The following is a 25,737-nucleotide window of genomic DNA, read 5'->3' on the forward strand; positions in this document are numbered from 1 at the left end:
CGTTGCTTTTACCTTCAGGTGGTGGGCGGCACGAAGTTGTGCGCCACTTGAAGAACTCGCCCCCACCCCCGGCAGCGCAGCCGGTGGCCCGAGGAGTACACGTGACCAGCACATCGCAGGCGCCGCAGTCCGGAGCCAGAGAGGCCCATCCGGACCATCTCGGCCATGTCATCTTCATTACGGCGGCCGCCGCGATGGGTGGCTTCCTCTTCGGCTACGACAGTTCGGTGATCAACGGCGCCACCGTCGCCATCCAGCACCGCTTCGACGTCGACGCCGACACGCTCGGCTGGATCATCGCGACCGCGCTGCTCGGCTGCGCCGTCGGCGCCGCCGTCGCCGGACGCATCGCCGACCGCATCGGCCGTATCCGCTGCATGCAGATCGCCGCGGTGCTCTTCGCGGCCAGCGCCGTCGGCTCGGCCCTGCCCTTCGCGGCCTGGGACCTGACCATGTGGCGCCTGATCGGCGGCATCGGCATCGGCATGGCCTCGGTGATCGGCCCGGCGTACATCGCCGAGGTCGCGCCGCCCGCCTACCGCGGGCGCCTCGCCTCCTTCCAGCAGGCCGCCATCGTCATCGGCATCGCCGTCTCCCAGCTGGTCAACTGGGGCATCCTGAACATGGCCGACGGCGACCAGCGCGGCAAGCTGGCGGGCCTGGAGGCCTGGCAGTGGATGCTCGGTGTCATGGTCGTCCCGGCCCTGCTCTACGGCCTGCTGTCCTTCATCATCCCCGAGTCGCCCCGTTTCCTCGTCTCGGCCGGCCGGCACGCCGAGGCCAAGAAGGTGCTCGGCGAGGTCGAGGGCCACGCCATCGACCTGGACGCCCGCGTCGCCGAGATCGAGCACGGTCTGCACAGGGAGCACAAGCCGTCCTTCAAGGACCTGCTCGGCAAGGTCGGCTTCCTGCCGATCGTCTGGATCGGCATCGGGCTCTCGGTCTTCCAGCAGCTCGTCGGCATCAACGTGATCTTCTACTACTCGAACCAGCTGTGGCAGTCGATCGGCAAGGACCCGTCCAGCTCGTTCCTGTACTCGTTCGAGACGTCGATCGTCAACATCGTCGGCACGGTCATCGCCATGATCTTCGTCGACCGCATCGGCCGCAAGCCGCTGGCGATCATCGGTTCGACGGGCATGGCGGCCGCGCTGTTCACCATGGCCTGGGCGTTCTCGTACCGGACCGGCTCCGGTGACAACGTCTCGCTGCCCAACGCGCAGGGCCTGACCGCGATCATCGCCGCCAACGTCTTCGTGCTCTTCTTCGCCCTGTCCTGGGGTGTGGTCGTCTGGGTGCTGCTCGGCGAGATCTTCCCGAACCGGCTGCGCGCCGCCGCGCTCGGTGTGGCCGCCTCCGCCCAGTGGCTCGCCAACTTCGCGATCACCAAGACCTTCCCGAGCATGTCCGAGTGGTCGCTGACCGGCTCGTACATCGTCTACGGCGCCTTCGCCGCGCTCTCGATCCCCTTCGTCATGAAGTTCGTCAAGGAGACGAAGGGCAAGGCCCTGGAGGAGATGGGCTAAAACCCCGCTGCCCCTCCTCTTCAGGAAGCTGCCCCGGCCCAAGGACTCGTGCTCACTGCCTGTCCTTGAGCCGGGGCAGTACGTTTTCGCAGAAGTGGTGCAGGCTGCGCCATCCCTCGTCGACGGGCATCCCGCCGACCAGCGGGTGCAGGATCAGGCTGCCGATGTCGCCCTTCGCGTACGTCACACACTCCTCCGGCGTCAGGACGCGGTAGACGCCCTCCGCGCGCAGCTCCGCCACCGTGGTGGCCGCCGACTTCACCGCCGAGCGGATGGCCCCGTCCGCCTGCCAGGAGGCGTACGTACGGGCCTCGTGCAGGAAGTGCTCGCCGTGCTCGGCCCAGGTGCGGTCGGGGTCGTCGGCGATGTGCAGCAGCGGGGTCTCGGCGGCGGGCATCATCGTCCAGCCCTCGGTGCCGTGTGCCGCGAGCTGCTCGGTGTAGTACGCCGCCAGCTCGGGCAGGTGCGCGCTCGGGAAGAACGGCAGGCCGAACCGGGCCGCGCGCCGGGCCGCCGCCTTCGACGAGCCGCCGACAAGCAGCAGCCGATGCGGCTGGGTGAGAGGGCGCGGGGTGACGCGCACCGTGCGGCCGCGGAAGGTGAAGGGCTCGCCCGTCCACGCCTGGAGGAGCGTCTCCACCAGCTCGTCCTGGAGCCTGCCGCGCCGCGTGAAGTCGACACCCGCCCGCTCGTACTCCTCGGGCCGGTAGCCGATCCCCGCCACGGTGACCAGCCGGCCGCCGCTGAGCAGGTCGAGTACGGCGATGTCCTCCGCGGCCCGCAGCGGATCGTGCAGCGGGCCGATGATCGCGGAGACCGTCACCGTGATCCGCCGCGTCGCGCCGAAGACCGCGCCGGCGAAGGCGAAGGGGGACGGCAGCCAGTTGTTCGCGGCGCCGTGGTGTTCCTCGGTCTGCACGGTGGAGATGCCGCGGTCGTCCGCGTACGTGGCCATCTCCAGGGCGGCCCGGTAGCGCTCGCTCAGCGAGGCGGGCGTGGCCGCGGGATCGACGAGGTTGAACCGTACGACTGTGGTGGGCATGGGAACGTCCCCCTTCACCGAGCGTGGGCGGCGAAGGGGGACGTTAGTTGGCGCACCGTCAGATGGGTAGCCCGTGGCGGAAGTTGGCGGTTTCGCGGCCTCCGTGAGCCTCCGTGGGCGCTCGGTCAGGCGGAGACCAGTTCCGTCCCGCCCTGGCCGGCCGCGTCCTTCTCGACGAGCGGGGTCTTCGGCAGCACCGCGTACAGCACGGCGGCGACGAGGATCGTGGCCAGCCAGCCGAGGCCGTGGCGGCCGATCCAGGACGTGGCGAGCGGGCCGCTGAACCAGTCGACCTTGGTGAAGAGCAGGCCCACCAGCAGGGCGATGGCCCAGGCGGTCATGGCCTGCCAGGCGAAACCGGCCTTGTACCAGTAGGCGCTGGTGCGCTTGGTGTCCATCAGGGCCTCGCCGTCGTACGTCTTGCGGCGCAGCATGTCGATGCCGAAGACGCCGATCCAGGCGGAGAAGGCGACCGCGAGCAGGGTCAGGAAGGAGATGAACGAGCCCATGAAGCTCGTCGCCACGTTCATCAGGATGTAGCCGAAGATCAGGCTGATGATGGCGTTCACGCTGACCGCCCACGCGCGCGGGACCTTGATGCCGAGCGTCATCGCGGTGAAGCCCGCGGAGTACATCGACATCGAGTTGATCAGCAGCATGCCGACCAGGGCCATGATCAGGTACGGCACGGCGATCCACGTCGGGAGCAGCGAACCGAGGAAGGAGACCGGGTCCTGCGCGGTGGAGAGCTTCGGCGCGGAGACCGCCATGACGGCGCCCATCAGGACCATCGGGACGACGACGATGGCGGCGCCGCCGACCGCGTGGCCGACCAGCGGCTTGTTCGAGGCGTTCCGCGGGAGGTAGCGGGTGAAGTCCGGGCCCGTGGGCACCCAGCTGATGCCGCCGGCGGCGATCGTGCCGACGCCCGCGACCATCATCGCGGTGGAGCCCGCGGGCTGGTCGAAGACGGCGGACCAGTCGGCCTCGGCGATGAGGTAGATCAGCACGAGGACGCTGAAGGCGCCGAAGGCGTACGTCGACCAGGTGCTGCAGATGTGCAGGATCTTGCGGCCCAGGCCGCTGATCAGGAACGTACAGGCGACGAAGGCGACGAGCGTGACGACGGTCAGCCAGGTGCTCGACTCCACGCCGAAGCAGATGTCCAGGACCGTGATGATGGCGTAGGCGCCCGTGACGGCGTTGATCGTCTCCCAGCCCCAGCGGGCGACCCAGATCAGCGCGCCCGGGAAGAGGTTGCCGCGCTGGCCGAAGACCGCGCGCGAGAGCGTCATGCCCGGCGAACCGCCGCGCTTGCCGGAGATGGAGATCAGGCCGACCATGCCGTAGCTCAGCAGGGGCGAGACGAGGGCGACGACCAGGACCTGCCAGAAGTTCAGGCCGTTGGAGACGATCAGGCCCGCGCCCATGGTGAGCAGCAGGACGCTGATGTTGGCCGCCACCCACGTGGGGAACAGCTCACGGGTCCTGCCCGTGCGCTCGGCGTCCGGGACGGGCTCCAGGCCACGTGTTTCGAGGGCGCCTTCGGTTTCGGCGGTGGTGCTGCTCATGGGGGTGGGTCCGTGCCTCTCGCTCGGCTCGCAACGTCGCGATCCGTCGGTGGGGGTGATCGCGATGGACTCTACGCGCGTTGATGCGGGGACCTCCATCGTACTTTAATCCGAGTAGTGCCTTCTAGTGGCATATGTTCTTTGGAGGAAGACACAATCTGGGCCTCCGGAAGGGCCATGCCGGATACTGGGTGGGTTATGGAAATCGTCATCCTTGCTGTAGTCATCGCCGTGGTCGTGATCGGCGCGCTCGGCGGGCTCGTGATCGGCAGCCGCAAGAAGAAGCAGCTGCCCCCGCAGGCCCCGTCCAGCACGCCCACCATCACCGCCCCTCCCGCCGAACCGACGGTCGGCGAGGAGGCCGAGACGCCGCGCGACGAACCGCGCCGCACGATCGAGGAGGTGGACCTCCCGCTCGCCGAGCCCTCGGCGACCGCCCCCGTGGTGGTCGAGGAACCGGCCGCCCCGGAGATCGAGACCCCCGAGCCCACCGCCGGCCGCCTGGTCCGGCTGCGCGCCCGGCTCTCCCGCTCGCAGAACGCGCTCGGCAAGGGGCTGCTCACGCTGCTGTCCCGCGAGCACCTCGACGAGGACACCTGGGAGGAGATCGAGGACACGCTGCTCACCGCGGACGTCGGCGTCGCCCCCACCCAGGAGCTGGTCGAGCGGCTGCGTGAGCGCGTACGCGTGCTCGGCACCCGGACGCCGGACGAGCTGCGCACGCTGCTGCGCGAGGAGCTGATCGCGCTCCTCGGCACGGGCGCCGGCACGGACTTCGACCGCACCGTGAAGACCGAGTCGGGCCTGGAGACCCCGGGCATCGTGATGGTCGTCGGTGTCAACGGCACCGGCAAGACCACCACCACCGGCAAGCTCGCGCGCGTCCTCGTCGCCGACGGCCGCTCGGTCGTCCTCGGCGCCGCCGACACCTTCCGCGCCGCCGCCGCCGACCAGTTGCAGACCTGGGGCGAGCGCGTCGGCGCCCGTACGGTCCGCGGCCCCGAGGGCGGCGACCCCGCCTCGATCGCCTACGACGCCGTCAAGGAGGGCATCGCCGAGGGCGCGGACGTCGTGCTCATCGACACCGCGGGCCGCCTGCACACCAAGACCGGCCTGATGGACGAGCTGGGCAAGGTCAAGCGCGTCGTCGAGAAGCACGCCCCGCTCGACGAGGTGCTGCTCGTCCTGGACGCCACGACCGGGCAGAACGGCCTGGTGCAGGCCCGGGTCTTCGCCGAGGTCGTCGACATCACGGGCATCGTCCTCACCAAGCTCGACGGCACCGCCAAGGGCGGCATCGTCGTCGCCGTCCAGCGCGAACTGGGCGTGCCGGTCAAGCTCATCGGTCTCGGCGAGGGCGCGGACGACCTGGCGCCGTTCGAGCCGGAGGCGTTCGTGGACGCGCTGATCGGCGAGTAGGCCCGCCGGGAGTCAGGCGCGTCGGCTGTGGCCGGCCTGACGGATCTTTCTCCGCGGGTGCGTCGTGGCTGGTCGCGCCGTTCCCCGCGCCCCTTCGGGGCGCAACATCAGGGCCTCCTCGCATGGCGCAGGTGCGAGGGGGCCCTTTTGGTGTCTACGCCGGGGAGCGGTGTGCCACGTACGCCAAGGTTCCGAGCAGGAGCCGGGCCTGTGGTGGGTCCGTCGCCGAGTCGAAGGCGGGGGGGCGGAGCCAGCGCACCGGGCCGAGGCCGCCGCGGTCGGACGGGGGCGCCGTGATGTGGTCGCCCGGGCCGAGGCCGTGCAGGTCGAGGGCGGCGTCGTCCCAGCCCATGCGGTAGAGCAGCCGGGGGAGTTCGGCGGCGGCGCCCGGGGCGACGAAGAACTGCGCGCGGCCGTCGGGCGTGACCGCCACCGGCCCCAGGGGGAGGCCCATCCGCTCCAGCCGGACCAGGGCGCGCCGCCCCGCCGTCTCCGCCACCTCGATCACGTCGAAGGCGCGCCCCACCGGCAGCAGCACGGCCGCTCCGGGGAACTCGGCCCAAGCGTCCGCCACTTCGTCGAGCGTGGCGCCGGCCGGGGTCACGGGGGCGAAGCCCAGGGGGTGCGCGCCGGGGGCCGGGCAGTCGGCGACGCCGCACGAGCAGGTGCCGTCCAGGGCGCGGGCGCCGGGCACCGCGTCCCAGCCCCACAGCCCGGTGTACTCCGCCACCGTCGTACAGTCCGACGGGCGGCCGCGCCGCCTTGCTGCGGCCCGGAGCTTGTCGGTTCCCCGGGTACCGCCGATCGTGAAGCCCATGCCCCCTCCAACGGGTCGAGCGTGCCGCGGTTACGTGAGGGAATCGGAACGTGACCCTCTGCTCTTGAGACGGCGCTTGGAGGTTCCAGGGGTGGTGCACCCGGCGACATGCGCCCCGGCGCACTCCTGTCCACCGCTTTCCGTCGTTCTGTCAAGTCAATCGCGTTGCGCGGAGCGGGAGTTCATTCGAAGGGGTGGCGAATGGTGGCGTTTCCGGGAACGGCCTCGCGGGAGCGGTGATCGTAGGATTACTTTGAGTACACGACCCCGGGATGTCGAGTTCCCGCGGTTATGCCGGAGGCAAGTCGGTTTCCTGTTCGATGGGTGACGTTCTCCGGACGGACGGCCGCGGCAGGCGGCATTCTGTTAGGGCTTGGCGTAGAGAGCGCACGGCGTGACGGCGCGCAGGTGTCTTGAAGGATGGGGGCGTTCCAGTGGGCGGCAGTGGCGGAAGCGGTGCGAACGCTGAGAAGCGCCCGAACGAGATGCTCACCTCCTGGTTCGTGCGCAGCGGCTGGTCCAAGGGTGAGCTGGCCCGCCAAGTCAACCGCAGGGCACGCCAGTTGGGCGCCCACCACATCTCCACCGACACCTCCCGGGTGCGCCGCTGGCTGGACGGCGAGAACCCCCGCGAGCCGATCCCGCGCATCCTCTCCGAACTGTTCTCCGAGCGGTTCGGCTGCGTCGTCGCCGTCGAGGACCTCGGCCTGCGCGCCGCGCACCGCTCACCTGCCTCCTCCGGGGTCGACCTGCCCTGGACCGGACCGCAGACCGTCGCCCTCATCAGCGAGTTCTCGCGCAGCGACCTGATGCTCGCCCGCCGCGGCTTCCTCGGCACCTCCCTCGCGCTCTCCGCGGGCCCCGCCCTCATCGAGCCCATGCAGCGCTGGCTGGTGCCCTCGCCGGCCACGCCCCGCGAGGAGCCGGACCCCGCCGCGCTGCGCCGCCCGGCGCGCCTGTCCAAGCCGGAGCTGGACCTCCTGGAGTCCACGACGGTGATGTTCCGCCAGTGGGACGCCCAGTGCGGGGGCGGGCTGCGGCGCAAGGCCGTCGTCGGCCAGCTCCACGAGGTGACGGACCTGCTCCAGGAGCCCCAGCCCGAAGCCACCGCCAAGCGCCTCTTCAAGGTCGCGGGCGAGCTGGCCGAACTGGCCGGCTGGATGAGCTATGACGTGGGTCTGCAGCCCACCGCCCAGAAGTACTTCGTCCTCGCCCTGCACGCCGCGAAGGAAGCGGGCGAGAAGCCCCTCGGGTCGTACATCCTCTCCAGCATGAGCCGCCAGATGATCCACCTCGGTCGGCCCGACGACGCGCTCGAACTGATCCACCTCGCGCAGTACGGCAGCCGGGACTGCGCCGGCCCCCGCACCCAGGCCATGCTGTATGCGATGGAGGCCCGCGCGTACGCCAGCATGGGCCAGCCCGGCAAGTGCAAGCGGGCCGTGCGGATGGCCGAGGACACCTTCGCCGACGCCGAGGAGTTCGACGAGCCCGAGCCCGACTGGATTCGCTTCTTCTCCGAGGCCGAGCTGAACGGCGAGAACGCCCACTCCTACCGCGACCTGGCCTACGTGGCCGGGCGCAGCCCCACCTACGCCTCGCTCGCCGAGCCCGTCATGGACCGCGCCGTGGAACTCTTCGAGGCCGACTCCGAGCACCAGCGTTCGTACGCCCTGAACCTCATCGGCAAGGCCACCGTCCACCTGCTGCAACGCGAGCCCGAGCAGAGCACGGTGCTGGCCGGGCAGGCCCTCGACATCGCCAAGAAGGTCCGCTCCGAGCGGGTCAACACGCGCCTGCGCAAGACCGTCGACACCGCCGTGCGGGACTTCGGGGACGTCGCCGAGGTCGTGGAACTCACCGAGCGGCTCGCCATCGAGATGCCGGAGACCGCGGAGGCGGTCTGAAGCCCGGCACGCCCGGCCCCGGCCGCGGCGGACCATCCCGGACAGCCCGACTCGGCTCCCCCTACGCCAGTCAGCCGGATGGCCGCCGCGGCCGGTTCGTGCGCCGCGGGCAGGGTAGGAAAACGCACCCCCCGCGACCCGGCAGTTCATGGACGCGTAACACGCACGACCTCTTCGTCACCGCGGTGAAACACCGAGGGGCGCCCGTCGAAACCGCGCTGCGCCAATCTCGTGGCGCATAACCGGCCCACCGCCCCCGCCTCCCCAGGAGCACGGGCCCCCTCGGTACCGCACAGGCTTCGCCCGCACGGGCCGCATACGACGACGAGGAGACGCCGATGCCCCCAGGCATCACGATCGCCGCAGACGCCCCCGAGCTGTCTGCCGCCAACACCGGGTTCATGCTCATCTGTTCCGCCCTGGTGATGCTCATGACGCCGGGACTCGCCTTCTTCTACGGAGGCATGGTCCGCGTCAAGAGCACCCTGAACATGCTGATGATGAGCTTCATCAGCCTGGGGATCGTCACCATCCTCTGGGTGCTGTACGGCTTCTCCGTCGCGTTCGGCACCGACCACGGCAGCCTCTTCGGGTGGGAGGGCGACTACGTCGGGCTCAGCGGCCTCGGCATCAACCAGCTCTGGGACGGCTACACCATCCCGGTCTACGTCTTCGCCGTCTTCCAGCTGATGTTCGCCGTCATCACGCCCGCCCTGATCAGCGGCGCCCTCGCGGACCGCGTGAAGTTCACCGCCTGGGCGCTCTTCGTCGCCCTGTGGGCCACGGTCGTGTACTTCCCCGTCGCCCACTGGGTCTGGGGCACCGGGGGCTGGGCCTTCGAGCTGGGCGTCATCGACTTCGCGGGCGGCACGGCCGTCCACATCAACGCCGGTGCCGCGGCGCTCGGCGTCATCCTCGTCATCGGCAAGCGCGTCGGCTTCAAGAAGGACCCGATGCGGCCCCACTCGCTGCCGCTCGTGATGCTCGGCGCGGCCCTGCTGTGGTTCGGCTGGTTCGGCTTCAACGCCGGATCGTGGCTCGGCAACGACGACGGCGTCGGCGCGCTCATGTTCGTCAACACGCAGGTCGCCACCGCCGCGGCCATGCTCGCCTGGCTCATCTACGAGAAGATCCGCCACGGCGCCTTCACCACCCTGGGCGCGGCCTCCGGCGCCGTCGCGGGCCTCGTCGCCATCACCCCGGCCGGCGGCTCCTGTTCGCCGCTCGGTGCCATCGCCATCGGCGCGATCGCGGGCCTGCTGTGCGCCATGGCCGTGGGCCTGAAGTTCCGGTTCGGCTTCGACGACTCCCTCGACGTGGTCGGCGTCCACCTCGTCGGCGGCATCGCGGGATCGGTCCTCGTCGGCTTCTTCGCCACCGGGGGCGGTCAGTCGAAGGCCCAGGGCCTCTTCTACGGCGGCGGCCTGGAACAGCTGTGGAAGCAGCTCGCCGGTGTCGGCGCCGTCCTCGCGTACTCCCTGGTCGCCTCCGCGCTCCTCGCCCTGCTGATCGACAGGACGATCGGGATGCGGGTCGGCGAGGATGACGAGGTCGCCGGCATCGACCAGGTCGAACACGCCGAGACGGCCTACGACTTCAGCGGCGCGGGGGGCGGTACGGCACCGCGTACGGCGGCCGTGCCCGGCCCGGTCGTGACAGGCACTCAGGTACAGCGGAACAAGAAGGTGGACGCATGAAGCTCATCACCGCGGTCGTCAAGCCGCACCGGCTCGACGAGATCAAGGAGGCGCTCCAGGCCTTCGGTGTCCAGGGCCTGACGGTCACCGAGGCCAGCGGATACGGCCGCCAGCGCGGGCACACCGAGGTCTACCGGGGCGCCGAGTACACGGTGGACCTCGTGCCGAAGATCCGTATCGAGGTCCTCGTCGAGGACGACGACGCCGAGCAGGTCGTCGAGGTCGTGGTGAAGGCCGCCCGCACCGGCAAGATCGGCGACGGCAAGGTCTGGAGCGTCCCGGTCGACACGGCGGTGCGGGTGCGTACGGGGGAGCGCGGGCCCGACGCGTTGTGAACAAGGGGTCGGCTGAGCGGGCGTCAACGGTACTGAACGGGAGCTGCTGGGTGGCGAGTGTGGACGTACGAACCGAAGCGGAAGCGGAAGACACCGGACCCAGCGGCTACGCGGCGGCCCGGCTGCGGCTCCTCCAGGAGGAGTCGCGGTCCGGGCCGCCGCGCCGTTCCGCCCTCTCCGGACTGACGGACGACTGGCTGGCCGGGCTCTTCCAGGCGGGCTCCGAGAAGATGCCGCGGGGCGTCGCGCTCGTCGCGGTGGGCGGGTACGGCCGCGGCGAGCTGTCGCCGCGCAGCGACCTCGACCTGCTGCTGCTGCACGACGGGAGCGTGGACACCGCGGAGATCGCGGCCCTCGCCGACCGCCTCTGGTACCCGGTCTGGGACCTCGGGCTCGCCCTCGACCACTCCGTGCGGACGCCCGGCGAGGCGCGCAAGACCGCCGCGGAGGACCTCAAGGCGCACCTCGGGCTGCTCGACGCGCGGCACGTCGCCGGGGACCTCGGGCTGACCGCGGGGCTGCGCACCGCCGTCCTCGCCGACTGGCGGAACCAGGCCCCCAAGCGGCTGCCGGAGCTGCGCGAGCTGTGCGAGGAACGGGCGGTGCGGCACGGCGAATTGGGCCACCTCCTCGAACCCGACCTGAAGGAGGCCAGGGGCGGGCTGCGCGACGTCACGGCGCTGCGGGCCGTCGCCGCGTCCTGGCTCGCGGACGCGCCGCGCGAGGGCCTCGCCGACGCCCGGCGGCGGCTGCTCGACGTCCGCGACGCGCTGCACCTCACCACCGGGCGGGCCACCGACCGGCTCGCCCTCCAGGAACAGGACCAGGTCGCGGCCGCGCTCGGCCTGCTGGACGCCGACACGCTGCTCCGACAGGTGTACGAAGCGGCGCGCGTCGTCTCGTATGCCAGTGACGTCACCTGGCGCGAGGTCGGACGCGTCCTGCGGGCCCGCTCCGTGCGGCCCCGGCTGCGGGCCATGCTCGGCGGGCGGGGGGCGGCGCCCGAGCGGACGCCGCTGGCGGAGGGGGTGGTGGAGCAGGACGGGGAGGTCGTGCTCGCCCGTGCCGCCCGGCCCGAACGCGACCCCGTCCTGCCGCTGCGGGCCGCCGCGGCCGCCGCGCAGGCCGGGCTTCCGCTCTCCCCGCACGCCGTGCGGCGGCTGGCCGCGGTGGGGCGGCCGCTGCCCGCTCCGTGGCCCGCCGAGGCCCGCGAGCAGCTCGTGACGCTGCTCGGCGCGGGGCCGCCGACCGTCCAGGTGTGGGAGGCGCTGGAGGCCGAGGGACTCATCACCCGGCTGCTGCCGGACTGGGAGCGGGTGCGGTGCCGGCCGCAGCGCAACGCCGTCCACACGTGGACGGTCGACCGGCACCTGGTGGAGACGGCGGTACGGGCCGCCGCGCTGACCCGGCGGGTGGGCCGGCCCGACCTGCTGCTCGTGGCCGCGCTGCTGCACGACATCGGCAAGGGGTGGCCCGGGGACCACTCCGTGGCCGGGGAGATCATCGCGCGGGACGTCGCGGCGCGGGTGGGCTTCGACGCGGGTGACGTGGCCGTCGTCGCCTGCCTCGTACGGCATCACCTGCTGCTGGTGGAGACGGCGACGCGGCGTGATCTCGACGATCCGGCGACGGTACGGGGGGTCGCCGAGGCCGTCGGGACCGTGGGGACGCTGGAGTTGCTGCACGCGCTGACGGAGGCGGATGCCCTGGCGACCGGGCCCGCGGCGTGGTCGTCGTGGCGGGGGGCGCTGGTGGGTGACCTGGTGAAGCGGGTGGCGGCGGTGCTGTCGGGGGACGAGCCGGACGCCGGTTCGTCGGCCGAGGGGGCGGCGCCCACGGCCGAGCAGGAGCGGTTGGCGGTGGAGGCGTTCCGGACGGGTGGTCCGGTGGTGGCGTTGCGGGCGGAGGAGCCTGCGGGGGAGCCGGAGCCGCTCGGGGTGGAACTCCTCGTGGCCGTGCCGGAGCGGGCGGGGGTGCTGCCCGCCGTGGCCGGGGTGCTGGCGCTGCATCGGCTCACCGTGCGGACGGCGGAGCTGCGGCAGGTGGCGCTGCCGTCCGGGATCGAAGGCGCGGTGGGCCCGGGCTCGGTCCTGCTGCTGGACTGGCGGGTCGCGGCGGAGTACGGGGCGTTGCCGCAGGCGGCGCGGCTGCGGGCCGATCTGGTGCGGGCGCTGGACGGGTCGCTGGACATCGCGGGGCGGCTGGTCGAGCGGGACGCCGCGTATCCCCGACGGCGGGGGACGGTGGCGCCGCCGCCCCGCGTGACGGTGGCCTCGGCGGGCTCACGGCTCGCGACGGTCATCGAGGTACGGGCCCAGGACGCGCCGGGGCTGCTGCATCGGATCGGGCGGGCGTTGGAGGCGGCGGGGGTGGTGGTGCGGAGTGCGCATGTGTCGACGTTGGGGGCCAATGCGGTGGATGCGTTTTATGTGACGGGCGTTGATGGGGGGCCGTTGGCGGGGGAGCGGGCGGTGGGGGTGGCTCGGGAGGTGGAGGGGGTGCTTGGGGGGTAGGGGGTGGGGCTGGGGTGGCTTGGGTGGCTTGGGTGTGTTTTCTGCGTGCGTGGGTGGTTGCGGCGTCCGCCTTGGGTGCGTTTGTGGGGCGGGGCCGCGGGGGTATGTCCGTGCTCGCCATCTTGGTGCGGGGGCTCTGCTGCTTCGGGGACGTTATGACCACCACTGTGCTCCGCGCGCACATACCCCCACGTCCCCTCGGGTGCGTACGCGGCTGCGGGCCGGGTTCGGCTCGTGGAACACGTGGGTGGTGGTCGCTCGCTGTGCTGCCCGACGTCCGGCCCTGAGTCATGAGCAGCCCCGACGCTGGTTGATGGGCGGGTGGGGGATACCGCCGGGTACCCACTCCCGGCAAGGCAAGGCAAGGCAAGGCAAGGCAAGGCCCTCCGGGTCCGGAGAAGCGACCGGCGCCCCGGGCACTGGCCCGCGGCAGATACTCTGGAAGGCGACCTGTCAGCCCGCCCCCAGACCTGAGGATTCGCGACCGCCGTGTTCGATACTCTCTCCGACCGCCTCGCAGCGACATTCAAGAACCTCCGGGGCAAGGGCCGCCTGTCCGAGGCGGACATCGACGCCACGGCGCGCGAGATCCGCATCGCCCTGCTCGAGGCGGACGTGGCCCTGCCCGTCGTACGCGCCTTCATCAAGCAGATCAAGGAGCGCGCGGCCGGCGCCGAGGTCTCCCAGGCGCTCAACCCCGCCCAGCAGGTCATCAAGATCGTCAACGAGGAGCTCATCGGCATCCTGGGTGGCGAGACCCGGCGCCTGCGCTTCGCGAAGACCGGCCCGACCGTCATCATGCTGGCGGGTCTCCAGGGCGCCGGTAAGACGACCCTCGCCGGAAAGCTCGGCCTGTGGCTGAAGGGGCAGGGCCATGCCCCCCTCCTGGTGGCCTGTGACCTCCAGCGCCCCAACGCCGTCAACCAGCTGAGCGTCGTCGCCGAGCGCGCCGGCGTCGGCGTCTACGCCCCCCAGCCGGGCAACGGCGTCGGCGACCCGGTGCAGGTCGCCAAGGACTCCATCGAGTTCGCGAAGACCAAGCAGTACGACGTGGTCATCGTCGACACCGCCGGCCGCCTCGGCATCGACCAGGAACTCATGCAGCAGGCCGCGGACATCCGCGACGCGGTCAGCCCGGACGAGGTCCTGTTCGTCGTCGACGCCATGATCGGTCAGGACGCCGTCAACACGGCCGAGGCCTTCCGGGACGGCGTCGGCTTCGACGGTGTCGTGCTCTCCAAGCTCGACGGTGACGCCCGCGGTGGTGCCGCGCTCTCGATCGCGCAGGTCACCGGCCGCCAGATCATGTTCGCCTCGAACGGCGAGAAGCTGGACGACTTCGACGCGTTCCACCCGGACCGCATGGCGTCCCGCATCCTCGGCATGGGCGACATGCTCACGCTCATCGAGAAGGCCGAGCAGACCTTCTCCCAGCAAGAGGCCGAGAAGATGGCCTCCAAGCTGGCGAGCAGCAAGGGCAAGGACTTCACGCTCGATGACTTCCTGGCCCAGATGGAGCAGGTCAGGAAGATGGGCAGCATCAGCAAGCTGCTCGGGATGATGCCCGGCATGGGCCAGATCAAGGACCAGATCAACAACATCGACGAGCGGGACGTCGACCGCACCGCCGCCATCATCAAGTCCATGACGCCCGCCGAGCGCCAGGACCCGACGATCATCAACGGCTCCCGCCGCGCCCGTATCGCCAAGGGCTCCGGCGTCGAGGTCAGCGCGGTCAAGAGCCTCGTCGAGCGGTTCTTCGACGCCCGCAAGATGATGTCCCGCATGGCCCAGGGCGGCGGCATGCCGGGTATGCCCGGGATGCCGGGCATGGGCGGCGGCGCCGGCAAGCAGAAGAAGAAGCAGAAGCAGGCCAAGGGCAAGCGGCGTTCCGGCAACCCGATGAAGCGCAAGCAGGAGGAGCTGGAGGCGGCCACGCGCCGCGAGCAGGCCGGCCAGGAAGGCGGCGCCTTCGGCCTCCCGGGCGGGCAGGCCGCGCAGAACTTCGAGCTGCCGGACGAGTTCAAGAAGTTCATGGGCTGAGTCCCGCCGCTGGGCACGGACCAGCGACTCGTACGACCGCTTGGGGCGCCCCTCCGCGGAGGGGCGCCCCAGGCGTCTTCCGGGAGGACCGGAGCGGGTGCCGCGGTGTGTTTTGTGACGTAACGTCCGCATATGAGCAACCCTGTGCCGCCGCGCCGGGCGCCCGATCAGCCGTGGCGCTCCGAGGGCGCGCCCTCACCCGCTCCGACACCGCCGCCGAAGAAGAAGATGCCGGGCGGCTGGGGCGGGCTGGTCCTGACGGCTCTGATCGTCTACCTCATCGCCAACCTCGTGCTGTCCTTCTTCGACGACGGCGACGAGCCGACCATCTCGTACACCGAGTTCAGCAAGCAGGTCGACGCCGGGAACGTCTCGAAGATCTACTCCAAGGGCGACGCGATCCAGGGACAGCTCAAGAAGGAGCGGGAGAAGCCGGGTGACGAGAAGGGGAACTACACCAAGTTCCTCACCCAGCGGCCCGCCTTCGCCGACGACAAGCTCTGGGACGACCTGACCAAGCATGGCGTCACCGTCACCGCCGAGCCCGTGGTGCAGGAGCGGAGTTTCCTCTCCAACCTGCTCATCTCGCTCGCCCCGATGCTGCTTCTCGTGGTGCTGTGGATCTTCATCGCCCGCCGGATGAGCGCGGGCATGGGCGGCGGCATGCTCGGGCGCAAGACGCCGCCCAAGCCGGTCGAACTGGAGCCCGGCGTGAAGCGGACCACCTTCGAGGACGTGGCCGGGATCGACGAGGTCGAAGGCGAGCTGAACGACGTCGTCGACTTCCTCAAGAACCCTGACGCGTACCGCTCCATGGGTGCCAAGATGCCGCGCGGCGTGCTGCTCGCCGGACCGCCCGGCACCGGCAAGACCCTCCTCGCGCGCGCCGTCGCGGGCGAGGCCGGCGTGCCCTTCTTCTCGGCCTCCGCCTCGGAGTTCATCGAGATGATCGTGGGCGTGGGCGCCTCGCGCGTACGGGAACTCTTCGCCGAGGCCCGCAAGGTCGCCCCGTCGATCATCTTCATCGACGAGATCGACACCATCGGCCGCGCCCGGGGCGGTGGCAGCGGCATGGGCGGTCACGACGAACGCGAGCAGACCCTGAACCAGATCCTCACCGAGATGGACGGCTTCTCGGGAGCGGAAGGCGTCATCGTGCTCGCCGCCACCAACCGCGCCGACGTCCTCGACCCCGCCCTCACCCGGCCCGGCCGCTTCGACCGCGTCGTCAACGTCTCGCCCCCGGACCGCGGCGGACGCGAGGCCATCCTCCGCATCCACACGCGGACCATCCCGCTGGCCGAGGACGTCGACCTCGCGCAGGTCGCCCGTACGACACCGGGCATGACCGGCGCCGAACTCGCCAACCTCGCCAACGAAGCCGCCCTGATCGCCGTCAAGCGCAAAAAGAAGACGGTCACGCAATCCGACCTCTCCGAAGCCATGGAGAAGGTCCAGCTCGGCGCCGAACGGCCGCTGGTCATGCCGGAGGAGGAGCGTCGGCGTACCGCGTACCACGAGAGCGGCCACGCGCTGCTCGGCATGCTCCAGCCCGGCGCCGACCCCGTCCGCAAGATCACCATCGTGCCGCGCGGCCGCGCCCTGGGCGTCACGCTGTCGACCCCCGACTCCGACAAGTACGCGTACACGGAGGAGTACCTCCGCGGCCGCATCATCGGCGCCCTGGGCGGCATGGCCGCCGAACACGTCGTCTACGGAGTCGTCACCACCGGCGCCGAGAACGACCTGGAGCAGGTCACCAGCATCGCCCGCGGCATGGTCGGCCGCTGGGGCATGAGCGAACTCGTGGGGCGCCTGTCCGCCCTGCCGAGTGACGCGCAGCAGGCGTACGGACTGTCGGCCGCCCCGCAGACGCTGGATGTGATCGACGGCGAGATGCGGCGGATCGTCGACGAGTGCTACGAGAGCGCCTGCCGCCAGCTGCGCGACCACCGGGACCAACTGGACGCCCTCGCCGCGGCGCTGCTGGCGAACGAGACCCTGGAGGAGGCCGAGGCCTACCGGGTCGCCGGGGTCGTACGGAAGGCCGCGGGGTCCCACTGATCCGGCCGGGCCTGCGGGTTCAGCGGGGCACCGGGGGATCAGGGCCCGCTGTGAGCCGTGCTGCGGCGACCGGGTGAACGGTCCCCTCCCGCGCAACTTCCGCCCGCGCGCGCCGGTTGAACCCCGCGCGCCCGCCGGTCCTGAGCGGCGCCCCGAACCGACGCGTGCCTGAACCCCCGCCGTGCCGGGCGCGACAGACGTTCCTCTCCCCGGGAGGTTGTGCATGGACGACATCGAGGCGACGCCAGCGGGGCGGGCCATCGCCGTGGTCGGGGCGGCATGTCGCCTGCCGGGCGGCATCCATGACCTGGATCAGCTCTGGGACGCGCTGCGACAGGGCCGCGACGTGGTCGGCGAGATCCCGGAAGACCGGTTCGAGTCGTCCCGGTTCGTCGACACCGCGATGCCGCGCCCCGGCAAGAGCTACACCGCCGCGGGCGCCTTCCTCGACGACGTCACCGGCTTCGACGCCGCCTACTTCGGCATCGCCCCGAAAGAGGCGAGCCGGATGGACCCCCAGCACCGTCTGCTGCTGGAGCTGGCCGCGGAAGCGCTGGACGACGCGGGCATCGCCCCCGAGCGCCTGGCGGGCACCGACGCGGCGGTCTACGTAGGGGTGTCGGACACCTCGTACGGCGGCCTCCAGATGATGACGCCGGAGACGATCAACGCCTACACCATGTCCGGCGGCGCCTCCTCGATCGCCGCCAACCGGCTCTCCCACCACTTCGACCTGCACGGGCCGAGCATGGCGGTGGACACCGCCTGCTCCTCGTCCCTGGTGGCGCTGGACCGGGCCTGCCGCACCCTGCTCGACGGCAGCAGCCGCGTGGCGCTCTCCGCGGGCGTGAACGTGCTGCTCAGCCCCTACCACTACGTGGGCTTCTCCCAGGCGGCCATGTTGTCGCCGAGCGGCAGGTGCGCCTCCTTCTCGGCGGCGGCCGACGGCTTCGTACGGGCGGAGGGCGGCGGGCTCGTCGTCCTGAAGAAGCTGGCGGACGCCATGGCGGACGGCGACCGGATTCACGGGGTCGTCCTCGCCAGCGCCTCCAACAGCGACGGCAGGACGATGGGGCTCGCGCTGCCCAACGCGCGGGCGCAGGAGGACCTGCTGAACGCGGTGTACGCGCAGGCGGGCGTCCGCCCCGATGAACTGGTCTACCTGGAGGCGCACGGCACGGGCACGCTGGTCGGCGATCCCTTGGAGTGCCGGGCCATCGGGGGCGCCCTGGGGCGCCGCCGCACCACCGGGGTGCTGCCGATCGGGTCGGTCAAGACCAACATCGGGCATCTGGAGCCGGCTTCCGGGATCGCGGGCCTGCTGAAGGCCCTGCTCGTCCTCCGCCACCGGACGATCCCGCCGTCGCTGCACGCCTCCCCGCCCAACCCCGACATCGACTTCGCGGGGCTGAACCTGGTGACCGCCGACCGCACGGTGCCGCTCGGCGCCGTCGAACGTCCCGTCGTCGGCGTCAACTCCTTCGGCTTCGGCGGCTCCAACGCCCACGTCGTCCTCACCACCGCGCCCACCATGCCGCCGCCGCGCCGCGAGGCCAGCGGCCCGCGCGAGGCCGCGGCGGACGTGCGGCCGCTCCCGGTGGTGGTGTCCGCGCGCACCCCCAAGGCGCTGGCCGAGGCAGCCGCGCGCATGGCGGACCGGCTCGACACGGCCACCGCACACGAGTTCTACGACATCGCCTACACGGCCTGCCTCCGGCGCGGCGCCCACCCGCACCGCGCGGTCGTCCTGGCCGGACCGCGGGCCGCCGCGCGGCAGCTGCGGGCCCTCGCCGGCCCCACGCCTTCCGCGGAGCCCCACGCGGGCGAACCCGGCCGCCCGTCACCGTTCATGCCCGCGCCGCGTGAGGAGAGCGGGGAGAGCCATGCCGTCGCCACCGCCTCCCAGGCGGTGGCCCGGGGGAGAATCGCGTTCGTCTTCTCCGGCAACGGCTCACAGTGGCCGGGCATGGCGGCCGACCTCCTGACCGAGAGCGCCGCCTTCCGCGCCGCCGTCGAGGAAGTGGACGCGGCGCTGGCCCCCCGGCTCGGCTGGTCGGTGACCGACGAGCTGTCGGCGCCGGCCGAGCGGTCGCGTCTCGCGCTGACCGAGGTGGCCCAGCCCCTGCTGTTCGCCGTGCAGGTCGGTCTCGTACGCATGTTGCGGGACCAGGGCGTCGTGCCGCACGGCGTGTTCGGCCACAGCGTGGGGGAGGTCGCCGCCGCCTTTGTGGCCGGCGCGCTGGACCTGGACCAGGCGGCACAGGTGATCGTCGCGCGCAGCCGCACCCAGGCGGCCACCGCCGGAACGGGCCGGATGGCCGCCGTGGCGCTAGCCGTGGACGAGGCGGCCAAGGAAGCAGCCGTGTTCCCCGGCGTCGAGGTGGCGGCGGTGAACAGCGGACAGGACGTGACCGTGGCGGGCCCCACGCACGTCCTGCGGGCGTTCCTCGCCGAGCTGACCCGCAAGGGAGTCGCCTGCAAAGAGCTGGACCTCGACTACGCCTTCCACAGCGCGGCGATGGACCCGATCGAGCGACCGCTGCGGCAGGAGCTGTCCGAACTGCGGCCCGGCACGGCCCGGTTGCCGCTGTACTCGGCCGTGACCGGTGACCGGATCGAGGGCCCCGCCCTGGACGCTTCCTACTGGTGGCGCAACGTACGGGAGCCCGTGCTCTTCGCCGGGGCGACGGAGAAGGCACTGGAGGACGGCGCCGACATCCTCGTGGAGATCGGCCCGCACCCCGTCCTCCGCGCCTACCTGCACCGCGTCGCCCGCTCCCGCACCCGGGACACCGTCGCGGTGACGCCGACCCTGCGCCGTGACGCGAGCGGACCCGAGGCCGTGGACCACACCGTGACCACCCTCATGGCGCAGGGCGCCGGGGTGGAATGGAGCGTGCACTTCCCGCGGCAGGGGCGGGTGGCGGACCTTCCGGCCTACCCCTGGCAACGCGAACGCCACTGGAACGGCACCCCGCAGACCTGGCTGCGCACCAGCGGCTCCGGCCACCTGGACCACCCGCTGCTCGGCGAGCGGCTCCCCTCGCCCGTCCCCACCTGGCAGGGCGCCATCGAACCGGCGCTCACCCCGTGGCTCGCCGACCACCGGCTCGCGGGCTCGGTCGTGGTGCCGGCCACCGCCTACGTGGAGATGGCACTGGCCGCCGGGCGCCTCACCCTCGACGGTCCGGCGGAAGTCGACTGCCTGGAGATCACCCGCCCGCTGGTCGTGCCCTGGGCGGACGCCGGCAGCGTACGCGTCCAGCTGGCCGTCACACCGGACGACGGCGTGGTGAGCATCACCAGCACCGACGCGCGTACCGCCCGGCCGCGCGCGCATGTCCGGGCCAGGGTGCGCGCCCTGCTCGGCCGCGCCCCCTCGGACATCGACCTCGCCGCCGTCCGCGCACGCTGCCCGCGCGTCGTGGACGGCGCCGAGCACTACGACGCGGTGGACCGCGCCGGCCTCCAGTACGGTCCCGCCTTCCAGGTGCTGCGCGAACTGCGCGTGGGGGACGGGGAGGTGGTGGCAACCTACCGGCACGAGGCCCCGAGCGAGGAGTACGAGGCCCACCCCGCCCTGCTGGACGGCGCCCTCCAGGCCGGAGCACCCCTGATCCGTGCGGCCGTGGCGGACGGCACGGTCTACTTGCCCGCCGCCGTGGGCTCCGCCCGCGTGTGGCGCACCCCCGCCTCCCGCGGGTCGGTCCACGTCCGCCGGCGGTCCTTCACGACGGCCGAGACCTGCTGGGACATCGTGGTGACCGACGAGGAGGGGCGGGTCTGCGTCGAGCTGCTCCGCTGCCGGCTGCGCAGACTGGCCGGCGCCCACCGGACCGCCCTGACCGTGCACCACACCACCATGCGGGCCGCGCCGGGTGCGCTGCCCTGGCCCGGCGACGGGCCGCCGGTCACTCCTCGGGACATCCTCGCGGCCGCCGCCGACCGCATCGCCGCCTGCCGCGCCGACTGGCACGACGCCGGCTACGAGCGCTTCATCGTCACCTTCAGGAAAGCCGCCGCCCACCGGTACGCCACCGCCGTCGCCGCCCTCGTACCCGACCACCGCGTCGCGTTCGGCACCGACGACCTCGTCACCGCCGGGATGGACCCACGGCGCGCGCCGTTCGCCGAGATGATGGGCCCGGAGATGATCCGCCACGGCCTGGCCGAGGAAGCCGGGGGCGGACGGCTGCGGCTGACCCGGCCCGGGTTCGAGGACAGGGAACTCCTGCGCGAGCTGACCCTGGAGTTCCCCCGGTACTCCACCGAGAGCCGACTGGTCATCAGCCGTACGCGGGGCCTCCTGGCCCCCGACGGAGACGACCTCACGGACCCCATGGCGGGCGACTCGAGCCTCGCGGACATCGAGCAGCTCTATGACACCGCGGTCGTCAAACGCTTCCACAACCGTCTCGCACAGGCACTCCTTCAGGAGACCGTACGGGCCTGGCCACAGGACCGGCCCCTGCGCGTGCTGGAGGTGGGGGCGGGCACGGGCGGCATGTCGGCCGCCCTGCTCCCCCTCCTGCCCGCCGAGCGCACCCACTACGTCTACAGCGATGTCTCACCCGGGTTCCTCACCCGCGCCGAACGGCGCTTCGCCGCCTACGACTTCGTCACCTACCGCACCTTCGACCTGGACGCCGACCCGGCCGGCCAGGGGCTGCCCGAGGCGGGCTTCGACGTGGTGATCGCCGCCAACGCCCTGCACACCGCCAAGGACCTCGCAGCAGCGGTGCGCCGCGTCGCCACCCTCCTGACCCCCGGCGGCCTGCTCCTGGCGGTCGAGAGCCATGAGACGGCCCTCCTCGCCCCCTACTTCGGCACCCTGGACTCCTTCTGGGACCGTACCGACCACGCCGAGCGCCCCACCTCACCGCTGCTGCCCGCGGACCGCTGGCCGGAACTGCTCGACCGGTGCGGCTTCACCGATGTCGTACGCACCGGCGACGACGCCACCGAATGCCGGGACCACTTCTCCGTGCTGCTCGCCGCGACTCCTCGCGGCACCGTCGCCCCACCGGCGCCGCCGGTGACCACGAGCGGCCGCCCTCGGGTGATCGCCGCTGAGAGCGCCGGGGAACTGGCCCTGGCCCGGGCTGTCGCCGAGCTCCTGCCGCCCGACGGGGACGGTGCGCCGGCAGCGGTGTACGTGACGGACGAGGAGACCGTCGACTGGGAGCGGGTCCTCGGGACGGAAGGCGCGGACGTATGCGTCATCCTCGGCGACGCGTCCGGCGATCCCGGTGACGCGCCCGCCGACGGCCCTGCCGGAACCGTGGCGCTCACCACCCGGCGCGCGGCACTCCTGCGTGCCGTCAGCCGCGCCTGCTCGGCCCTCGACGGCACCGCACGGGCCGCGCTCACCCTGGTGACCCGGCCCAGCGGCGCGCTCCCGCACCCGGAACGGGCCGACGTGACCGACGACGCGGCGGTGTGGGGCATCGCCCGCACCCTCGCCAACGAAGAACCGCGGCTGTCGCTCCGCGCCATCTCGCTGGACCGCTCGGGCCGGACCGCCACCGACGCCTGCCGCCTGGCCCGCGAACTGCTCACGGACGACGCCGAGACGGAAGTGGCGATCACCGCGGGCGGCGGACGCTTCGTGCCTCGGGAGCGGGAACTGCCCGCCGCCCATACGGAGGTGACGGCCGGGGGAGAGGCGCCCTTCGGGCTGGAGGTGCGCTCCCCGGGACTCTCCTACCGCCTGGCATGGGTCGAGAACACCGCTGCGCCCGCGGGGCCGGGCCAGGTGGCCGTGGCCGTACGGGCCGCCGCGCTGAACTACCGCGACATGATGCAGGCGGTCGGTCTGCTGCCGGCCGAGGCGATCGAAGGGACGTACACCGAGGTCGGGCTCGGCCTGGAGTGCGCCGGAGTGGTAACCGCCGTCGGACCCGACGTGACCGCGTTCCGTCCCGGCGACCGGGTGTTCGGCCTCGCGCCGGCGTCCCTGGCCTCCCACACCCTGACCGCCGCCCAGGCGCTCGGACACATGCCCCGGGGCATGAGCTTCACCGAGGCCGCGACCCTGCCCGTCGTCTTCTCCACCGTCCACTACAGTCTCGGTCACCTGGCCCGGCTCAGGGCCGGTGAGACGGTCCTGGTGCACGGCGGCGCGGGCGGCATCGGCCTCGCCGTCCTCCAGTACGCCCACCTGTGCGGCGCCCGCGTGATCGCCACCGCGGGCACCCCCGCCAAGCGGGAACTGCTGCGCACCCTGGGCGTCGAGCACGTCCTGGACTCCCGCAGCCTCGACTTCGCCGCCCGGGTCACGGAGGTCACCGACGGGCGCGGGGTCGACGTCGTCGTCAACTCCCTGGCCGGAGAGGCGATCACCCGCAGCCTGGAACTGCTGCGCCCCGGCGGCCGGTTCATCGAACTCGGCAAGCGCGACATCTACGAGAACAAGCCCCTGCTGCTGCGCCCCTTCCGCAACAACATCAGCTTCTTCGGAGTCGACCTCACCACGCTGGCCTTCGACCCCGACCAAGGAGCGAAGCTCTTCGCGGACGTCACCGAGCGCGTACGGAACGGGTCCTACCGCCCGCTGCCGCACAGCGTCTACCCCGCGGCCCGCGTGAGCGAGGCGTTCCAGCTCATGCAGCACTCCCGCCACGTCGGCAAGGTCGTGGTGGCGATGGACCCGCTGGACGAGCCGGTGCCCGTGGAACGGCGGGCGCAGGCGCCTTCCCTGGACCCCGCGGGCACCTACCTGGTGACGGGGGGCCTGAGCGGGTTCGGTGCCGCGAGCGCCGCGTGGCTGGCCGACCGGGGCGCACGGCACCTGGCACTGATGAGCCGGCGCGGCGACGCCTCCCCCGAGGCGGAGACGGTCCTGGGCGGACTCACCGCACGCGGCGTGCGGGCCACCGCGTACGCGGCCGACGTCACCGACGCGTCCGCCGTACGGGAAGTCATCGCACGCATCGACGCCGGAGGGCACCCGCTGCGCGGAGTCGTCCACTGCGCGATGAACCTGGAGGACGACACGCTGGGCGAACTCACCGACGAACGGTTCGCCGCCGCCCTGGCCCCGAAGACGGCCGGCGCCGCCGTGCTGGACCAGCTCCTGGCCGACCGGGAACTGGACCTCTTCCTGCTGTACTCCTCCGGCACGACCTTCCTCGGCAACATCCGGCAGGCCAACTACGTGGCGGCCAACCTCTGGCTGGAGGCGCTCGCGCGGCGCCGCCGCCGGTCGGGCGCCGCCGGACAGGCCATCGCCTGGGGAGCCATCGGGGAGACGGGATACGTCGCCCGCAACGGACTGACCGGGGCACTCACCTCGGTGGGCATCGAACCCGTCTCGCCGCGTGAGGCCTTCGCGGCCGCCGAGCCGCTCGTCGCGCAGGGCACCGAGGTGGCCGGCATCGGGCGGTACAACTGGGCCCGGCTGCGCAATCTCCTGCCGTCCCTCGCGGCGCCCCGCTGCTCGACACTGCTCCCCGAACACATGGACGAGGCAAGCCACTCCCGCGAGGAGATCATGGCGGCACTGGCCGCGATGAGCCCGGAGGAGGCCCTGCGCGCCGTCGCCGGGACGCTCGCGCACCTGCTGGCCGGTGTACTGCACATGGACGAAGAGGACCTCGACCACGACCGCCGGCTCGACGAGTACGGACTGGACTCGCTCATGCTCGCCGAACTGCTGGTGTCCCTGCGCACCCGCTTCGACGTCGAGATCCCGCCGCTGGAGCTGCTGCGCAGCGGCGGCACCATCACCGACGTGTCGCATCTGGTGCTGCTCCGCCTCGGCCTGCCGGGCAGCAGCCCGTCACCGGCGGCCGAAGTGACGTGCGGCTAAGGCGTACGCGCGATCAAGTACCGGAAGACGTTCGGCATCCACACCGTCCCGTCGTGCCGCCGGTGCGGATGCAGCGCCTCCGTCAGCTCCTTGTCGACCTGCGCCTTGTCCGTCGCGCCCACCGCCGCGTCGAACAGGCCCGTCGACAGCAGCCCCCGCACCGCGCTCTCCACGTCCGCGTACCCGAACGGGCACGCGACGCGGCCGGAGCCGTCCGGCTTGAGCCCCGCCCGCTGGGCGACCTCCTCCAGATCGTCCCGCAGCGCCGGGCGCCAACTGCCCGCACTGCGCATCGGATCGGCGAGCCTGGTCGCCACCCTCATGACCGTGGACGTGGCGCACCGCTCCGGAGGGCCCCATCCGGCGAGCACCACCGGAGTCCCCCGGTCGGTGAGCGGAGCCGCCGCCTCCAGGAGACCGGAGAGCCCCTCGGCGTCGCCCGCCATACAGCCGATCGGCTGAAACGCGGTGACGAGGTTGTACGCGTGCACGTCCGGCCCCGCCGCGTCCGCGGGCCCGCCTTCGACGAGCCGCGCCCCGCCGGCCCCCGCCTCCGGAGCGGCGTCCGGCAGCAGCCGTCTGCGTGCCAGCGCCAGCCGCTCGGGCGCCGAGGGGTCGACACCGGTCACCGTCGCGCCCCGGGAAGCCGCCATCAGCAGGGCGAGCCCGGAGCCGCAGCCCAGGCCGAGCAGCCGGGTGCCGTCGCCCACGTCGAGTCGTTCGTACACCGCTTCATAGAGCGGGACCAGCATCCGTTCCTGGATCTCCGCCCAGTCACGCGCGCGTGCACCGAGGTTCACGCGGGGCGCGGTGCCCGCGTGAGGGAGGTGCGACTGCACGAGTGTTGGTGTCATCGAAAGCGCCCCAATCCGCCGAGAGTAAATGCCGTGCCGTCGTCCAACGGTTCGTCCGCCCCCGTGCAGTGCGCTCGCACTCCCCCCGTACGCCAGAGAACTCCGCATCCGTCGTGGCGTCCAGAGGTTGTGGGCCAAT

Annotated in this window: 13 protein-coding genes; 9 read left to right on the forward strand and 4 right to left on the reverse strand. The window is 72.1% G+C overall.

Annotation, left to right across the window (positions count from 1 at the left end; genetic code table 11):
* Positions 1 to 101 precede the first annotated feature (101 nt).
* Positions 102 to 1,526 (forward strand): sugar porter family MFS transporter, encoded by a 1,425-nt coding sequence (locus tag J2N69_RS26735; protein WP_230902982.1) that lies wholly within the window; start codon positions 102 to 104, stop codon positions 1,524 to 1,526.
* Between the two features lie 52 nt (positions 1,527 to 1,578).
* Here the strand turns inward: J2N69_RS26735 and J2N69_RS26740 are convergent, their stop codons facing one another.
* Both J2N69_RS26740 and J2N69_RS26745 read right to left on the reverse strand, forming a co-directional pair.
* Positions 1,579 to 2,568 (reverse strand): LLM class flavin-dependent oxidoreductase, encoded by a 990-nt coding sequence (locus tag J2N69_RS26740; protein ID WP_230902983.1) that lies wholly within the window; start codon positions 2,566 to 2,568, stop codon positions 1,579 to 1,581.
* Between the two features lie 125 nt (positions 2,569 to 2,693).
* Positions 2,694 to 4,139 carry a purine-cytosine permease family protein gene (locus J2N69_RS26745; RefSeq protein ID WP_230902984.1) on the reverse strand — a complete coding sequence of 482 codons (1,446 nt, stop codon included), beginning with the start codon at positions 4,137 to 4,139 and terminating at the stop codon, positions 2,694 to 2,696.
* 198 nt (positions 4,140 to 4,337) lie between these two features.
* On the opposite strand from J2N69_RS26745, the gene ftsY reads away from it, so the two are divergent.
* The gene (gene ftsY / locus J2N69_RS26750) at positions 4,338 to 5,558 is read left to right on the forward strand and encodes a signal recognition particle-docking protein FtsY (protein WP_205034894.1); all 1,221 of its coding nucleotides are present in this window, start codon (positions 4,338 to 4,340) and stop codon (positions 5,556 to 5,558) included.
* A gap of 154 nt (positions 5,559 to 5,712) precedes the next feature.
* Here the strand turns inward: ftsY and J2N69_RS26755 are convergent, their stop codons facing one another.
* Positions 5,713 to 6,375, reverse strand: coding sequence for a bifunctional DNA primase/polymerase (locus J2N69_RS26755; protein ID WP_230902985.1), 663 nt, complete (start codon positions 6,373 to 6,375; stop codon positions 5,713 to 5,715).
* A gap of 434 nt (positions 6,376 to 6,809) precedes the next feature.
* Here J2N69_RS26755 and nsdA point away from each other — a divergent pair, with 434 nt between their 5' ends.
* The 7 genes from nsdA to J2N69_RS26790 all read left to right on the forward strand — a co-directional run bounded on the left by nsdA (position 6,810) and on the right by J2N69_RS26790 (position 24,744).
* A complete protein-coding gene (nsdA, locus tag J2N69_RS26760; protein WP_230902986.1) occupies positions 6,810 to 8,282 on the forward strand; it encodes a transcriptional repressor NsdA in 1,473 nt (490 codons plus the stop codon).
* A gap of 338 nt (positions 8,283 to 8,620) precedes the next feature.
* Entirely contained in the window at positions 8,621 to 9,979 is a 1,359-nt protein-coding gene (locus tag J2N69_RS26765) for an ammonium transporter (RefSeq protein WP_230902987.1), read from the forward strand.
* Complete coding sequence (locus tag J2N69_RS26770; protein WP_127912634.1) at positions 9,976 to 10,314, forward strand: P-II family nitrogen regulator; 339 nt, start codon at positions 9,976 to 9,978, stop codon at positions 10,312 to 10,314. Before J2N69_RS26765 ends, J2N69_RS26770 begins: the two co-directional genes overlap by 4 nt.
* A gap of 50 nt (positions 10,315 to 10,364) precedes the next feature.
* On the forward strand, positions 10,365 to 12,827 hold the full coding sequence (locus tag J2N69_RS26775) for a [protein-PII] uridylyltransferase (RefSeq protein ID WP_230902988.1): 2,463 nt from the start codon (positions 10,365 to 10,367) through the stop codon (positions 12,825 to 12,827).
* Positions 12,828 to 13,316: 489 nt separating this feature from the next.
* A complete protein-coding gene (ffh, locus tag J2N69_RS26780) occupies positions 13,317 to 14,870 on the forward strand; it encodes a signal recognition particle protein (protein WP_230902989.1) in 1,554 nt (517 codons plus the stop codon).
* Positions 14,871 to 15,002: 132 nt separating this feature from the next.
* Positions 15,003 to 16,934 (forward strand): ATP-dependent zinc metalloprotease FtsH, encoded by a 1,932-nt coding sequence (gene ftsH, locus J2N69_RS26785; RefSeq protein ID WP_230902990.1) that lies wholly within the window; start codon positions 15,003 to 15,005, stop codon positions 16,932 to 16,934.
* Between the two features lie 223 nt (positions 16,935 to 17,157).
* Entirely contained in the window at positions 17,158 to 24,744 is a 7,587-nt protein-coding gene (locus tag J2N69_RS26790; RefSeq protein ID WP_230902991.1) for a type I polyketide synthase, read from the forward strand.
* On the opposite strand, the gene J2N69_RS26795 is transcribed toward J2N69_RS26790, so the two are convergent.
* Positions 24,741 to 25,598, reverse strand: coding sequence for an SAM-dependent methyltransferase (locus J2N69_RS26795; protein WP_230902992.1), 858 nt, complete (start codon positions 25,596 to 25,598; stop codon positions 24,741 to 24,743). The two genes, J2N69_RS26790 and J2N69_RS26795, sit on opposite strands and share 4 nt — an antisense overlap.
* Positions 25,599 to 25,737: the final 139 nt, after the last annotated feature.

The organism is Streptomyces huasconensis (genome assembly GCF_021028635.1).
In the GTDB taxonomy this organism is placed as follows: Bacteria; Actinomycetota; Actinomycetes; order Streptomycetales; family Streptomycetaceae; genus Streptomyces; species Streptomyces huasconensis.

Bases quoted from the DNA above. Each gene is read 5' to 3' on its own strand.
- J2N69_RS26740 (WP_230902983.1), bottom strand. From the start codon at position 2,568: ATGCCCACCACAGTCGTACGGTTCAACCTCGTCGATCCCGCGGCCACG.
- J2N69_RS26745 (WP_230902984.1), bottom strand. From the start codon at position 4,139: ATGAGCAGCACCACCGCCGAAACCGAAGGCGCCCTCGAAACACGTGGC.
- ftsY (WP_205034894.1), top strand. From the start codon at position 4,338: ATGGAAATCGTCATCCTTGCTGTAGTCATCGCCGTGGTCGTGATCGGC.
- J2N69_RS26755 (WP_230902985.1), bottom strand. From the start codon at position 6,375: ATGGGCTTCACGATCGGCGGTACCCGGGGAACCGACAAGCTCCGGGCC.
- J2N69_RS26765 (WP_230902987.1), top strand. From the start codon at position 8,621: ATGCCCCCAGGCATCACGATCGCCGCAGACGCCCCCGAGCTGTCTGCC.
- J2N69_RS26770 (WP_127912634.1), top strand. From the start codon at position 9,976: ATGAAGCTCATCACCGCGGTCGTCAAGCCGCACCGGCTCGACGAGATC.
- ftsH (WP_230902990.1), top strand. From the start codon at position 15,003: ATGAGCAACCCTGTGCCGCCGCGCCGGGCGCCCGATCAGCCGTGGCGC.
- J2N69_RS26790 (WP_230902991.1), top strand. From the start codon at position 17,158: ATGGACGACATCGAGGCGACGCCAGCGGGGCGGGCCATCGCCGTGGTC.
- J2N69_RS26795 (WP_230902992.1), bottom strand. From the start codon at position 25,598: ATGACACCAACACTCGTGCAGTCGCACCTCCCTCACGCGGGCACCGCG.